General features: G+C 59.9%; 10 protein-coding genes. 7 read left to right on the forward strand and 3 right to left on the reverse strand.

The genetic code is table 11. The features are described from left to right. Window positions 1-4: 4 nt before the first annotated feature. The gene (gene proC / locus LOC68_RS26505) at window positions 5-808 is read right to left on the reverse strand and encodes a pyrroline-5-carboxylate reductase (protein WP_230224822.1); all 804 of its coding nucleotides are present in this window, start codon (window positions 806-808) and stop codon (window positions 5-7) included. A 174-nt stretch (window positions 809-982) separates the two neighbouring features. Here proC and LOC68_RS26510 point away from each other — a divergent pair, with 174 nt between their 5' ends. After that, window positions 983-1,354 carry a hypothetical protein gene (locus LOC68_RS26510; RefSeq protein WP_230224823.1) on the forward strand — a complete coding sequence of 124 codons (372 nt, stop codon included), beginning with the start codon at window positions 983-985 and terminating at the stop codon, window positions 1,352-1,354. Window positions 1,355-1,524: 170 nt separating this feature from the next. Further along, window positions 1,525-4,029 carry a hypothetical protein gene (locus LOC68_RS26515; RefSeq protein WP_230224824.1) on the forward strand — a complete coding sequence of 835 codons (2,505 nt, stop codon included), beginning with the start codon at window positions 1,525-1,527 and terminating at the stop codon, window positions 4,027-4,029. Between the two features lie 16 nt (window positions 4,030-4,045). Here the strand turns inward: LOC68_RS26515 and uvsE are convergent, their stop codons facing one another. Continuing rightward, window positions 4,046-5,263: a UV DNA damage repair endonuclease UvsE gene (gene uvsE, locus LOC68_RS26520; RefSeq protein ID WP_230224825.1), complete on the reverse strand. Its 1,218-nt coding sequence runs from the start codon at window positions 5,261-5,263 to the stop codon at window positions 4,046-4,048. A gap of 158 nt (window positions 5,264-5,421) precedes the next feature. Here uvsE and selA point away from each other — a divergent pair, with 158 nt between their 5' ends. The 5 genes from selA (at window position 5,422) to LOC68_RS26545 (ending at window position 11,281) form a co-directional block, all read left to right on the forward strand. After that, window positions 5,422-6,816 carry an L-seryl-tRNA(Sec) selenium transferase gene (gene selA / locus LOC68_RS26525; protein WP_230224826.1) on the forward strand — a complete coding sequence of 465 codons (1,395 nt, stop codon included), beginning with the start codon at window positions 5,422-5,424 and terminating at the stop codon, window positions 6,814-6,816. Between the two features lie 130 nt (window positions 6,817-6,946). Then, window positions 6,947-7,756, forward strand: a complete 810-nt coding sequence (locus LOC68_RS26530; protein WP_230224827.1) for a hypothetical protein — start codon at window positions 6,947-6,949, stop codon at window positions 7,754-7,756. A 144-nt stretch (window positions 7,757-7,900) separates the two neighbouring features. Next, a complete protein-coding gene (guaB, locus tag LOC68_RS26535; protein ID WP_230224828.1) occupies window positions 7,901-9,376 on the forward strand; it encodes an IMP dehydrogenase in 1,476 nt (491 codons plus the stop codon). Then, entirely contained in the window at window positions 9,312-10,652 is a 1,341-nt protein-coding gene (locus LOC68_RS26540) for a hypothetical protein (RefSeq protein WP_230224829.1), read from the forward strand. The genes guaB and LOC68_RS26540 overlap by 65 nt, the downstream gene beginning before the upstream one ends. Window positions 10,653-10,873: 221 nt before the next feature. After that, window positions 10,874-11,281 carry a hypothetical protein gene (locus LOC68_RS26545; RefSeq protein WP_230224830.1) on the forward strand — a complete coding sequence of 136 codons (408 nt, stop codon included), beginning with the start codon at window positions 10,874-10,876 and terminating at the stop codon, window positions 11,279-11,281. Between the two features lie 10 nt (window positions 11,282-11,291). On the opposite strand, the gene LOC68_RS26550 is transcribed toward LOC68_RS26545, so the two are convergent. Continuing rightward, window positions 11,292-13,301, reverse strand: a complete 2,010-nt coding sequence (locus LOC68_RS26550; protein WP_230224831.1) for an FAD-dependent oxidoreductase — start codon at window positions 13,299-13,301, stop codon at window positions 11,292-11,294. Between the last annotated feature and the right edge of the window lie 282 nt (window positions 13,302-13,583).

A 13,583-nucleotide genomic window follows, 5' to 3' on the forward strand; every position in this document is an offset into this window, starting at 1 on the left:
GAATTTATTCGGCCCCAAGTTCCTTCGAGCGGGCGGTCGCCGCGACCACCGCGTCATAAGCCGCCGACCGAAATCCCCCCGCTTCTAGCGCCTGAAGGCCCGCGATCGTCGTTCCGCCGGGGCTGGCGACCCGATCTTTAAGGACGCCGGGATGATCGCCGGTTTCGAGCACCATGCCGGCCGCGCCGCGAACCGTTTGGGCGGCCAACTGCAATGCGGCGTCGCGCGGCAGTCCGACCCTGACGCCGGCGTCGGCCAGCGCTTCGATCAGCACATAGACGTAAGCCGGACCTGAGCCTGACAGCCCTGTCACGGCATCCATCAACTTCTCGTCGACCTTGCGAACGACTCCGACAGCGCCCATCAGCTGCTCAATCAAGGCGGCGTCTTCGGCGGTCGCCCCGCTGCCGGTGCAGAAGGCCGAGGCGCTTTCGCCGATCAGGCAGGGCGTGTTCGGCATCACCCGGATGATGCGGGTCGAGCCGGTCCAATCGGCCAGTTTGGCCAGCGAAGTGCCGGCCGCGATCGAGACCAGCAGGATGTTGTCGCCGATCTTGCCGAGCCCCGCGATAGCTGCTTGCATCATCTGCGGTTTGACTGCCAGGAAGATAACGTCGACCTCTTTGGCCAGGCCGGCCGCTTTGTCGCTGACGGCGGCGCCGGGGACCAATTTGCCAAAACTGGCTAGTGCCGCCGGAAACGGGTCGACCGCGACGATATCGGCCGGATGGACCAGATCGGCCCGAACAAAGCCGCTGGCAAGGGCTTGCGCCATCTGCCCGGCGCCCAGGAACCCGATTTTGCTCATTTTCAGCCGACCTTCCGCAGGTTTGCTCGTAAGGGGAAACGCTCAATGCTAAAGAATTGCCCTCCCAGGGACAATGCGGCCGGGGAAATGCCGCAGATTGGTCTGGACGCCGCTCGCCGATTTTGACACAGTCGCCCGCGCAAATCTTCAGGATCGTTGCGGAAGGAGAGAGTCATGTACCAAAAATGGATGAAAGTGGCGTTGTTGGGGCTGTTCGTGCTGGCGCTGTCCGGAACTCCGGCCAAGGCCGAGTGGGGAGTCTACAATCCGTTCGGCAGTAAGCCGGCCAAAAAGACCGCCAAGAAGGAACCGAGCACGCTGTCGAAGATGAATCACAGCACGCAGCAGTTCTTCAGCAAGACGGCCGACTTTCTGAACCCGTTTAACGACGCCGACGAAAAGCCGAAGAAGAAAGTGATTCCAAAGGTCTCGCGAACCAAAGAAACGAATAGCTCGTGGTGGAGCTCGATGTTCGGCGGCGGCAGCGAACCGGAACCGCCCGAAACGGTCGATCAGTTCATGTCGCTCGATCGCCCGAAGTTCTAACAGCTTTCGGCAGACGAAACAAATCGAAGGGCGTACCGCCGCTGCGGCCGCCCTTTTTTTATGCGCACTGGACTCTCCTACCTTGCGCAAATCGGCGTTCGATTCCCTTGACCTTTCCCACTCGTTTTGGTCAGTTCGGACTAGTAAGGTCGTACATGGAGATAGCCAAGATGCGCCGTAAAACTCAGTTCCTGGTAACGCTAGTCGCTCGATTACTACTCCTGTTCGTTCTGTTGAGCAGGGCTGAAACGCTCTCGCACGCCATGGCGCAGTCGGAGGACGAACAATCGCCGGCCGGCCGTTACGTCTTACACGGCAACTGCGTCGATCAGGCTGATCTCTCTCCCTTGGCCGGAATTGCCGTGACGTTGTACGAGGTGGCGGGAATGACCGGGGCGCCGGTAGAGATCGCCAAGACGGTCTCCGATGCGGAAGGGAAATTCAAATTCACAGGGCTCGTTCCCGAACGCCGCGACTTCGCCCTTGATCGACTCCGGTATGACGTGGTTGGCAGAATGCCCGGTTGGGCGATTGGTAAGAGCTTCTTCAATCAAATCAACGGGGAGTATGTACCGACGATTCGCCTGACGCGCGAAACGGCGACGCTCCGCGGCAAAGTTGTCGACATCGATGGTCAGCCGATCGCCGGGGCGACTGTTACTCCCTATTTTGTGAACGTCCGGCCGATGCCAGAATTCCTCTCGGCGACGACCGACGCCGAGGGGCGTTTTCAACTGGATGGCATCGGCATCTACAGTTGGAGCCCGACGCACGTTGTTCCAACGCATGTCGCCGTCCGGCACCCCGATTATCCGCCAGCTTCCGGCAGAACTAAGAAACTGCCGGACGATATCACGGTGACGATGGAGCGTGGCTGCGTGGTGCAAGGGAAAGTCGTCGATAGCGTGACCGGAGGGCTGGCCGATGGGGTGTTAGTGAACGCTGGCAGCATTGCCGGTGGACCGAGTCAATGGGCGTCTACCAACGCAGTGGGCGAGTTTCGGATGGTGATTCCTGAAGGGAATTACACCTTTCGTGTTGAAAAGCACGATCGCATCGGCTTGGCGCTAGGCGAAACCTGGTGCGGCGCCGGACAGAAGATCGACTTGCCTCCGATTTTGCTGATTCGCGGCGGCGTGATCGCAGGGCAGGTGGTTCACGCGAAGACCGGTCAGCCGATCGTCTTTACCGAGCGAGGAGAGCGGCTCCGGCTTGGTCTCTACGGTCCGTCGGAATTGAATCGCCAAATCGCCGCTCCCCGATCGCTAGTGGAGGTCGACGCAAATGGACGCTTCGAACTGAGGGCGGCGCCAGGCGACAACTTTCCCTATGTGCTGAATCACGAAGCGAATCGGATGTCGTGGAATACCGAGAAACAGTCGCCGGTTGTGGTGAAAGAGGGAGAGACGACCGACTACAACTTGTTGTTTGAGCCGCCGATCGCTTCGGCGGAAAAAATGAAAGATGCCGAAGCGCTAATCGCCGAATTGTCAAAAGACCCGACCGAGCGGACGGCCCAGATCTTGTCTGCTTATCGGCAGTATGCTCACCCTTTTGAGGATGCCGAGGTTTGGGCCTGTATGACCCGCGAACTGATTGCGCTGGGGCCACAGGCTGTGCCGCAGTTAATCGCGGAGCTGGATGCGACGAAGCACGAGGGAATGTTGCGGCGTCTCGGATTCGCCTTGCGTGCGATCGGCGATCCCCGGGCAGTTCCTGCCCTCATTCGGGCAATTCCCAAAACGCACGTCCCGACCGGAAGCGACTGCGGGCTGCGAATCGATTCTTCCGAGCTAACCGCTCTCTTGCGAAAGTATGATCTCGACGAGCAAGACCGGGGCGACTGGATCAGCTATGAGCGACCAGTCGGCGAGATCTGCGGCGCCCTTCACAAACTGACGGGACAAAATTTTGACGACATGGCCCTCAGCTCAATCCATCTGAGCGAAGATCCGCGGCGGGCGATCATGCAGCAGCGGCGGTTTGATCGTCATGCTCAGCTTTGGCAATCGTGGTGGGAGCAAAACTGGCGGACGCTGACGCTGGACGAACAGTTTGCGACGGTTGGTTTGAAGAGCGAAGAAAAGCCTATTCCGCCGCCAATGGCCGAGTTGGGACCAACGGCGAAGTACGGCAACGGACGGATTGGCGCGAGTCTTTCGCCGGTGAGCGTCCAGGGAAGATACAACAGACACTTCCTCGATCTCGATACCGGTTACGAGCCACATCCGCCGGCAGCGTTTATCAAGGAAGGCGCCAAGCCGACCGAAGCGGAAGTTTCCGCATGGGCCGCTGAGCAAGGGTGCGATCTGATCTGCGTCCCGTACCCGACCGACGTTGGAAAGTCGGCCGTCGCTCTAAAAGCCATCGACATGCAGGTGCGTGAAATCAGTCTGACTGACGCCCGAAAGATCAAGCATTGGATCGCTTCTGGGAAACTGCCTGAGGGACGCCAGGTCGAAGACCAATTCCTGGTTCATTACGATCCAAAGACCCAGCGTTTTGTCCCCGGCGCCGAATCGGCCTTTTTGTATACGACCGAGGAGGGATGCATCGGAATGATTACGATTGGAATGCCCAACGGGGAGGAAACGATGATTGGCCTGGAGGACCTAAATGCAAGCGACGTACTCCCACGTCGCGCCACGTTCGACCTGCGGGAGATTATTCCGTAACGACGAATTGTACCCGTTACCTCGACTTGTTTCCGCCCGAGATCAGGTTCGCTTTCGCACTTCGCGAAAGTCCCTTGATCGCCAGCTCCCGCTTCAGCGCAGCGCTTTTATTCGGCAGCGACTCGTGATAGACCAGCTCGACCGGCAAGCGGCTGCGGGTGTACTTCGCTCCTTTGCCGGCGTTGTGGGTTGCGATCCGTTGGGATAGTTCGTTGGTGACGCCGGTGTAGTAGGATCCGTCGGCGCACTGGACGATGTAGGCCGACCAGGTTTCGGCGAGTTGTTTCTTCAGCTTCAGAACGGCGAGTTCTTTCGCCTTCGCTTCGACTTCGACAGTGAGTTCCAGGTTTCGCCAACAATCGGGGAAGTCGGTGACGTCGATGTAGTCGTGATGTCGCTGCGGCTTCGGACCTTTCCAACCTTCGAGCGGACTGGAGAGGTGGAACATCGGCTCCCGGTTCCAAGTGGCGATCGCCGCGGTGGTCGCTTCCTCGATCGACAGTTCGTCCGGGTTGCAGCGATGGTGGTGGACGTCGTAGACGAGCGGAATGCCGGTCGACTGACAAAGGGGCAACAAGTCGGCCGGCGTGTAGGTGACGTCGTCGTTCTCGACCGTCAATCGACTGCGGGCTCGTTTCGAGAGTCGCGACAACGTTTCGGCGAAACGCTCAAGTGACTCTTGCTTGTTGCCGTAAGCGCCGCCGCCATGAATGTTCACCACATCGGCGCCAACCCACTCGGCGACTTCGCTTTGATATTCAAGTTCGGCGAGCGACCGCTCGACCACGTCCTCTTTGGGAGAATTGAGGACGACGAATTGATCAGGATGAAAACAAGTGCGGATGTTATGCTTCTTGGCGAATTTCCCACACGCCTTAAAGCGTTTGACGATTTCTTCCCCGTCGGGAAGCTCCTCCACGCGATAGCCGCAGGTCTCGTGCGTTTTGACGGGAAGGATCTGGCTATTGATCCGAAAACAGCCGATCCCCTCCTCGGCACAATACTCAAGCGCCGCCAATAGCGCATCGGCGTTCGCCAGGCAAAGTCCTGACAGCTTCGCCAGGCCGTCGCCCCGTTTCATCGCGCTGATCGCTTTGACGGTGGTGTTGCGAAACTTGATCGGCTGCTCGTGAAAGATGCAGCAGAGACCGAGACGGATGCCGCCAACGGTTGGTGATTCGGTCATATCGAAACGCAGCTTTCCAGGATCCAGGTTCGCATCATGCTCTTCCATGTGACGCATTCGCGTCGGTAAAGAGTGTAACCGCGAAATTTCTGAGAATTAACGGGGCGAAATTGGCGCCGCGTGCGCCCCCTCCCCTGTCTGGCGGCGCCTTGCCCCGCAACTCCCGCGGGAGCAATAATTAAAGAAAGACCCCAGGGAGAAATGCGATGCCCACGAATCTATTCGGCAAACTGCCGACCGTTAGCGAATTGTTGGACAAGCCGCCGCTGAAGAAGCTGCGGGAGACGATGAACCCGGCCACGCTGGTGAGCAACGTCGGCGTCTATCTCGATCGCTACCAGCGGGACTTCAAGTCGCGCGTTGCTGATTTTCCGGCGCCCAAGCTGCAGCATCTGGCCGAGTCGATCTCGCGCTGGCTAACGGGAGACGCTCCGGCCGGGATTCGCGCGGCGATTAACGGGACCGGCGTCGTGCTCGCTCCGGAACTGGGGAAATGTGCGATCGCCGAACGAGCGATCCAAGGGGCGTACGCTCGCCTGCGCGATTATCACACGACCCAGCTCGACGCCGAGTCGTCGCGGCAGAGCGCTTCGCAGGCCGAAGCGGTCCGGCTAATTACCGACCTAGCGGTCGCGACCGACGCGGCGATCGTCAACACGCGGACCGCGGCGCTCCATCTGGCGCTGAGCGAACTCGCGGCGGGGCGCAAGGTGGTGGTCGCGCGCGGCGAATTGGGGGAAACCTTCGACGGCATTCACTTGCCGAACTTGCTTGCCGGCGCAGGGGTTCTGCTGGTCGAAGTTGGCGCGAGCAACAGCGCGACGTTGGCCGACTACGAAAAGGCGATCGAAGACGATACCGCGGCGATTCTGTCGATCGATGCGAGCAATTTCGCCGGCGTTACCAGCGCCACGCGTCCGAGCCTGGCCGAGTTGTCGGCCCTCGCCAAGAAGCGAGGCGTGACGCTCATTCATGACGTCGGCGTCGGTGGTTTGCAAAGTCGCGACGAATATCAAGGCTTTGGCGTCGATAGCGTTCAGGCGGCGATTGCTCATGGCGCCGATCTGGTCATCGCGGCCGGCAATCACTTGTTGGGCGGACCTGACGCAGGCTTGCTGGTGGGTCGTCAGAAGCTGATCGAGCAAATTCGGAGCTCGGCGCTCTTTCCGCTCGTCGGATCTTCGCCGCTCGAGTTGGCCGCTTTGACCGAGACGTTGGAAATCTATCGGATGGGTGAGTTGGTCGCCGACGAGATTCCTCTCCTCGCACTGCTCACCACGACGATCGCCAATTTGGAACTGCGGGCCAATCGTTTGGCCGAGCAGATTCTGGCGTCGCCGCTGGTCGAATCGGTGGTGGTAGAGCCATGCAAGGCGCATCTGCTGCCGGGAAGCATGCCGATCGATTCGGTCTGCGTGAAGGTCGTTCCCAGCGATGGGGATGTCGCTGCGATGTACGCGCGACTGCAGCAGAATTTGTATCCCCTCTTCGTGCGGCAAGCGGCCGGGCATCTCGCGATTGACCTGCGGACCGTTTTCCCACGGCAAGATTTCCTGATCGCTGGCATGTTCCCGCTGGGAGTCGAAGAATCCCCCAAATAGGGCCGTTTGTTCAGCAACATGGCCGTGATTCATTGCGAAAGCTCCTCGCTCAGCGTAATTTAGGGTAATTCTACGGCCCTGGGGCTTTCGGCGATCTAGTTTAGTGGGCGAAATGTCACGACTCGCGATAATGATCTGGCTGACCAGCGTTTCTCTCTGCGTGGCGCAGGACATTCCAGATCTATTAACGCCCCACGATCACCACGAATGGGCTCGCTTCGCCCCCGGATCGTGGAAGAAGCTGCGACATACCACCCAGATCTACAAAGATGGCGCCGCTGGGCCGATCAGCGTCACCACGCAGACGATCCGTCTGAAAGAAGTGGGGGACGATTATGTGCTGCTTGAAACGGCATCGCAGTCGGAAGTCGGGGGGCAAGTCTTCGACAAGCCGACCCTCTCGTTCCGCAGCGGGCTGAGCGGTGAACCGGATCGCTACACGGCGACGGTCACTCCCGGCGAACAGGAAGCCTTGGTGGTGAACGGGGTTACTTATCCCAGTCAGCTCCGAAAGGTCGTGATTACCGGTCAATCGGAGGAAATCAGCGGCAACGTCCTCTACTGTCCTGCGACGGCGCCATGGGTGCTGCGGCGACGATTTGAGGCGCGGGAGATTGGCGGCGGTATGGTTACCAAGACGATCGCGACCGACCCCATCGCTCTCGATATGCCCTATCCGGTGCTGGCCGAGAACAAAACTGTCGCCTTTTTTCGGACCCGGATTGTGGTCCCCGAGAAGACCTCAACCACTTCGGTAGAAATCCATTGCGCCGACGTCCCGGGCTTTGTCGTCTCCAGCTCGACCACGACGATCGACGCGTCGGGAAAGATGATCAACCGGACGACGACCACCTTGGTCAGCTACGAGGCCAAGCTGGCCGAACAGAACTCTCCGACCGCGATTCGCCGCCGCGGACTCTTCAGCCGCCGCAACCGCTAGGCCTTCTAACTGCGGAAAACTGGGGAAATCGCCCCCTTTCCGGGCTGCGACTCCCCGTGAGAGCGTTGCCAGCATCGGCATTGCCCGCCATAATTGCGGGTTTACCCCCACTGCTTCGATCACGCTAGATTCGGGAGCCGCGCCATGGACGAGATGTTCGCCAAAATCGCCATCACCTTTGACGACGTTCTACTCGCGCCGCGCTACAGCGATTTTGTGCCGTCCGAAGTGACGACCGAAACGCAGCTGACCGCCAACATCAAGCTGAACATCCCGCTGATCAGCTCGCCGATGGATACGGTGACCGAAAGCGCCATGGCGATCGCCCTGTCCAAAGAGGGCGGCTTGGGGGTGATCCACAAGAACCTCTCGATCCAGCGCCAGACCGAAGAAGTCTACAAGGTGAAACGCTCGGCCAACGGCATCATCGTCGATCCGGTGACGATGCCGCCGGACGCTCCGGTCGAAGAAGCTCGCCGCGTGATGGAGCAGCACAACGTTTCGGGGATGCCGATCACGCTAGCTGACGGCAAGCTAGTGGGGATCCTGACTCGCCGCGATTTGCGGTTCCTCGAGTCGAATTCCCTTCGTATCCAAGAGGTTATGACGAAAGACAACCTTGTCACCGCCACGGGGACCGTAACGCTTGCGGAAGCTGAGCAAATTTTAACGGCTAAAAAGGTGGAGAAACTTTTACTGGTTGACGATGACTATAAACTGACCGGTCTCATCACGATCAAAGACATTGACATGATGAACCGGTTTCCTCAGGCGTCGAAAGATAGCCTGGGGCGGTTGCGAGTCGGCGCCGCGGTCGGAGTGATGGACTTTGAACGAGTCCAGAGCCTGATCGACAACAGCGTCGACGTGTTGGTCGTCGACAGCGCTCACGGCCACTCGAAGAACGTGATCGAGACGGTCCGCGAGATCAAGAAGAACTGGCCGATCGACGTGGTGGCGGGCAATATCGCCACCAGCGAAGGTTGTGCCGACTTGATCGCCGCCGGGGCCGACGCGGTCAAAGTCGGGATCGGACCTGGTTCGATCTGCACGACTCGAGTGGTGTCGGGCGTGGGGGTGCCGCAAATCACCGCCATTCGCGACGCAGCCTCGGTTGCAGCCAAGAGTGGGATTCCAATCATCGCTGACGGCGGCGTGCGGTTCTCCGGAGACATTTGCAAAGCGATCGCCTCGGGCGCCAGCGTGGTGATGATCGGCGGTTTGTTCGCCGGTTTGGCCGAAAGCCCCGGCGACGTAATCCTGTACCAAGGACGAACCTTCAAGGTTTACCGCGGCATGGGTTCGCTGGGAGCGATGGTGAAAGGCTCGAAAGAGCGTTATCGCCAGGGCGAAGTCAGCGAAGGGGGCAAACTGGTCCCCGAAGGAGTCGAAGGGCGAGTTCCCTTCAAAGGAAATTTGAGTCCGTTCGTGTATCAGCTTGTCGGCGGCTTACGTGCCGGGATGGGCTACTGCGGTACGCGGACGATTGAAGAACTACGCAGGGAAGCCAAGTTCATCCGGGTCACACCGGCCAGTGTTAGGGAAAGCCATCCGCATGACATCGCGATTACTCAGGAAGCCCCGAACTACAGCCCGGACGTTCATCAAAACAACGACTAAGGCGCTGTGTGGAGCGATCATTCTGTTTTCGGCGGCCGATCTGTGGGCCGCCGAAGGTCAGCCGCAAAGCCACCTGCAGTGGCGCCGCTCGACCAAAACTACCACTGCTCCGGAAGTCGCGACGCCGCTCGGCGTCAACGCTCCTGTCGAGCTGAAAACCGTCCGTAAGCCGACTCCGGCCGCTGCCGGAACGGTTCGCCCGGTCGCCCACGTTGAGCTGACGGCTCCGAACGGCGAACCGATGGTCCGCAAGGCCAGCAAGCTCTCCCCCGCTGACCCGTTCAATGATCCGTTTGGCGATCAGCTGACCGCTTTGAATCAAGAAGAAGCTCCGGCGCCGCAGCCGAGCCGTTTCTCTGCTCCGCAGCCGCTCACTCCGGCCGGCGACGCCGAACCGATGATCGAGCAGCCGAAGCCGATGGCGGAAGAGCCGATGCCGATGACCGTTCCGCCGATGAACGCTCCGAAGCTGCCGATGATGTCCCCCAGCGATCGCGAACCGATCGAACTCGGTGATGATGGTTTGCCGGTTCGCCCGCCTTCTCCCGAACGCAAGCCGTGCGGAACCATCTATAACGAACGGAACTGCTGCGACGACCTGGAAGCCTGCAGCGATATCGTCGCTCGTTTGAAGGCGTTCAAGTTGCCGCAGATCAACCTGGACATGACCCCGGCCTTCCGTCCTGATGAAGAAGATCCGGAACTGGCGGAACAAATGCGTATCGAAGCCCTCTCCGCCGCGCCGAGCCGCAGCTGGAAGATGCTCGATGGCCAGGTCGTCGCCGAAGGTCGCATGCTCGACTTCAAGAATCAACGCGTGGTGGTCGACACCGGTCGCGAGATCAAACGATTCGACCTCCGCGACTTGAGTGCGGACGATCGTTGCTTCGTCGCCGCCTACTGGGACCTGCCGTACGAATGCGGTTGGTCGGACGCCCAATTCCCGGGCCGTCACTGGTCGCCGACCGAAGTCAACTGGACCGCTTCGGCTCTGTGCCACAAGCCGCTGTACTTTGAAGAACGTGCTCTGGAACGTTACGGTCACATGACCGGACCGATCACCCAGCCGTTCGTCTCCGGCGCCCACTTCTTCGTCAGTGCCGCCGTCCTGCCGTACCAAATGGGGATGTATCCGCCGAGCGAATGCCAGTACGCGTTGGGCTACTACCGCCCGGGCAACTGTGCTCCGTGGATGCTGCCGCCGGTTCCGATCAGCCTCCGAGGCGCCGCCGCTCAGGCCGCCGTGGTGGTTGGGGCCGCCTACTGGATCCCCTAATCGATTACGAAGCTTTGCTACTTGGGAGCGATTGGTTGAAGCGGCGAGATCGTCTGATCTCGCCGTTTTCGTTTTCTTGGCGAAATTTTTGGTAGGATCTCCAATATCACGGCTCGGTTCGCGAACCTGCGTAGGGCAGGCCGTGCCTGCCGAAATGCGAACGCCAGCAAGAAGAACGGCAGGCACGGCCTGCCCTACGGCTACTCGAAGGAGAGTCCGTTATGCGTCACGCCTATCGTTATCAACCGTATCGTTACGAGTCCGAGACGAAGTTCCTGGGACTCCCCTTGGTCAGCATCGCGTATGGTCCCGACGGCCCTTCGCCAACCGGCGTCGCTCGCGGCGTCTTCGCCTTTGGCGATGTGGCGATTGGGATGTTCGCCTGTGGTGGTGTGTCGATCGGGTTGATCTCAGTCGGCGGCCTATCGGTCGGAGCGATTAGCTTGGGCGGAGTCGCGATTGGAATCTTAGCGCTAGGAGGTCTGGCGGTGGGAATCCTGGGCGCAGCCGGCGGCTGTGCGGTTGGCGCCGTCGCCATCGGCGGATGCGCCATCGGCTGGCAAGCGTTCGGCGGAGCGGCGATTCGGATACCGGAGTTGCTCTCGAGCGTCGTGCGTTTTCCGTTTTAGAACGCGCGGATTAACGCCACGAGTTTTCGCCTGGCGTGAACGGCAACGCATCTCTGGCGTCGGGGATCCCGTCGCCGTCAGCATCGTTCGCGGACTTGCGCTGCGTGACCGGCGTTGGCTGCGATGCGATCTCTTTCCAAAGTGCGATTGCCGCATCGCGTCGCGTCAGCTTGGCCGAATTGGCGGGAGCGGCGCACTCATAACCTTTGGCGCGAATTTTCGCGACGACGTCGTTCATCCATTTTTCGTCGGCCGCTGCTTCCGGTTGAAAGTCAACGTCGGCGGGGCCGAGCGGCAAGAGGCGGCGAGCGGCCAATTGTTGGATCGCCACGAATCCAGTGTCGTAAGGATCGACGTCGCCAAACGGCCAGATCGCGACTGGCGCCGCATCTTTCTCGGGGAGCAGGCCGTTCCAGACTTTCGCCAACAGCTGCTGATCGAACCAGATTTGTCGCGGCTCCACCTCTTGCTGCAAACTGACCGCGGCGATCGCTCCGCAGGCCTGGCCAGCTGCCGTCGACTGGTCATGCAAGCGGCATGAAGAGCTGACGATGCTGGTGTAGCCAAGATTCTTTTGAGCGCCGAGCAATCCGTCGAACTCAACAGGCACGAAGCTGCGCATGGGAAAGATCGCTCGCCCCGTGCCGCCGACCCCAAACCGGCGTTTGCCACGGAACGTCGCTTCCCAGGGGCCTTCCGGTCCGTCAGGCGTCATCCAGCGCCGGGCCGTCGGATGGAAGTCGAGTTCAAATTGCCACGAGAAAACCCCATCTTCAAACATCGTTTGGGCGTAGTTCGATTGCGAGCCTTCGCCGAGAACCTCTTGCTCTTTGATCATGTGCAGCGCTTCCAGTCGCAAGCTCTCGCGCACGTACGGTTTCGGCGGAAGTTTGTCAGGCGTTCCAAACTCGTCGCTGAGGGCCAACTTCCGGAACAGCGGATACTTTTGCTGAAGGTAGTAGAGATACTGGAGCGTCCGCAGTCGCGCGTCCTGAAAGATGATCTCCCGCTGAGCCGGCGTGAGATCGACGATCGGTTTCGTCGCCGCCCCCGCTTCGGTCTTTTCGAGCGCAGCGGCCACATTGGCCGGCAACGTATCGAGCGGATAGTCAATCGGCGGATTGTTGATCAGGATGATGTCCGGCTGCTGACGATCGGTAAGCGCTTTGCCGTCCACTAGGCGACGAGTGGTGTAATTGAACTTGTCGTCGATCCAGCTCCACATGCCATGGAAATTACGCTCGTCGTAGCCGGCCGGTTCCGGAATGGTCGCTTCGTTTTCCTGTTCGACCAAAATCATGCACCACGTGATCGGGTTCACGTCGGTTTTGGGATCGGGCGATTCCTGGGCGCGCGGCTCGCCATATTCAGCGCGAGCGTCGAGACCAAAGTCGTACGCCGCCCCTGACAGTTTGATAACGTCTCCCCAGTCGCTGGCGTCGATCGTCAGCTTCGCATTGACTTGCAGCGACTCGCTGCCGCCGGTCGTCGGTTCAAAGAGGACGTTGACGACGCGATTCTCCTCTACCCCGACCGACTTCGGACGTAGATTGGAAATGCGGCGAATCTGCCCCGTCGCTTCGTACGGCTGCAGCAGTTCTCCAAAGATCTGATTCGCGAGCTTTGGTTGACAGGTCGTGATGACCCGCGTGTTGCCGGGGCGGGCCGATCCGTACAGTTCTTTGTTCTTGCGTTCAATGGCGTCAATCACTTCACGAAACAAACCGGATCGCGGGATCGGGACTTCGCCGTTGTAGTCGTGAGCTCGATTTTCATCGATCGCGCCGAGCGCCTCCGCCGAGAACTGTCCACCAAGCCACTCGATGTCGTTGACCAGCACGATCCGTTCGATCCCCATGCGAGCCGCTTGGACTGCGGCGGCGCACCCCGATTCCGTTCCACCGACGATCAAGAGATCGGCCTCGAGCGTCTTTTCCGCTGCGGTCGCCGCTGAAGGGATGCACCACAGTCCCAGGAGTGTGATCAGAATAGCGGAGCAGCTTCGCGCAAGAATCGCCATGATGTTTCTCCGGATGCGAATCTCGCGCAAGGGTGAGCGGAGCATTCGCAGCATGATGTTGGTTGGGGTGTTGGCTCACACGCTGGTGAGCTGGGGCGAATCCGCTAAGTGTTCCGGCGGGTCGAGACCCCAAGTGACGGAACATTCGCGGCTCCCTGCGGATGTCGGGGAACAGGCAGTGGAGGAGAACGCGGGAGGGGAAAGGGAGTTGATTTACCCAACGAAAGGGTGGCGTTCTGTATAGCAAACGACTGTTTCACCGTCAAATAATTCCGGCTCGCA

It is taken from the genome of Blastopirellula sediminis (assembly GCF_020966755.1).
Classification (GTDB): domain Bacteria; phylum Planctomycetota; class Planctomycetia; order Pirellulales; family Pirellulaceae; genus Blastopirellula; species Blastopirellula sediminis.

Excerpts from the sequence above, each read along its gene's own strand:
- proC (WP_230224822.1), bottom strand. The coding sequence starts at position 808 with ATGAGCAAAATCGGGTTCCTGGGCGCCGGGCAGATGGCGCAAGCCCTT.
- LOC68_RS26540 (WP_230224829.1), top strand. The coding sequence starts at position 9,312 with ATGACATCGCGATTACTCAGGAAGCCCCGAACTACAGCCCGGACGTTC.
- LOC68_RS26510 (WP_230224823.1), top strand. The coding sequence starts at position 983 with ATGTACCAAAAATGGATGAAAGTGGCGTTGTTGGGGCTGTTCGTGCTG.
- LOC68_RS26550 (WP_230224831.1), bottom strand. The coding sequence starts at position 13,301 with ATGGCGATTCTTGCGCGAAGCTGCTCCGCTATTCTGATCACACTCCTG.
- LOC68_RS26515 (WP_230224824.1), top strand. The coding sequence starts at position 1,525 with ATGCGCCGTAAAACTCAGTTCCTGGTAACGCTAGTCGCTCGATTACTA.
- selA (WP_230224826.1), top strand. The coding sequence starts at position 5,422 with ATGCCCACGAATCTATTCGGCAAACTGCCGACCGTTAGCGAATTGTTG.
- guaB (WP_230224828.1), top strand. The coding sequence starts at position 7,901 with ATGGACGAGATGTTCGCCAAAATCGCCATCACCTTTGACGACGTTCTA.
- LOC68_RS26530 (WP_230224827.1), top strand. The coding sequence starts at position 6,947 with ATGATCTGGCTGACCAGCGTTTCTCTCTGCGTGGCGCAGGACATTCCA.
- LOC68_RS26545 (WP_230224830.1), top strand. The coding sequence starts at position 10,874 with ATGCGTCACGCCTATCGTTATCAACCGTATCGTTACGAGTCCGAGACG.
- uvsE (WP_230224825.1), bottom strand. The coding sequence starts at position 5,263 with ATGGAAGAGCATGATGCGAACCTGGATCCTGGAAAGCTGCGTTTCGAT.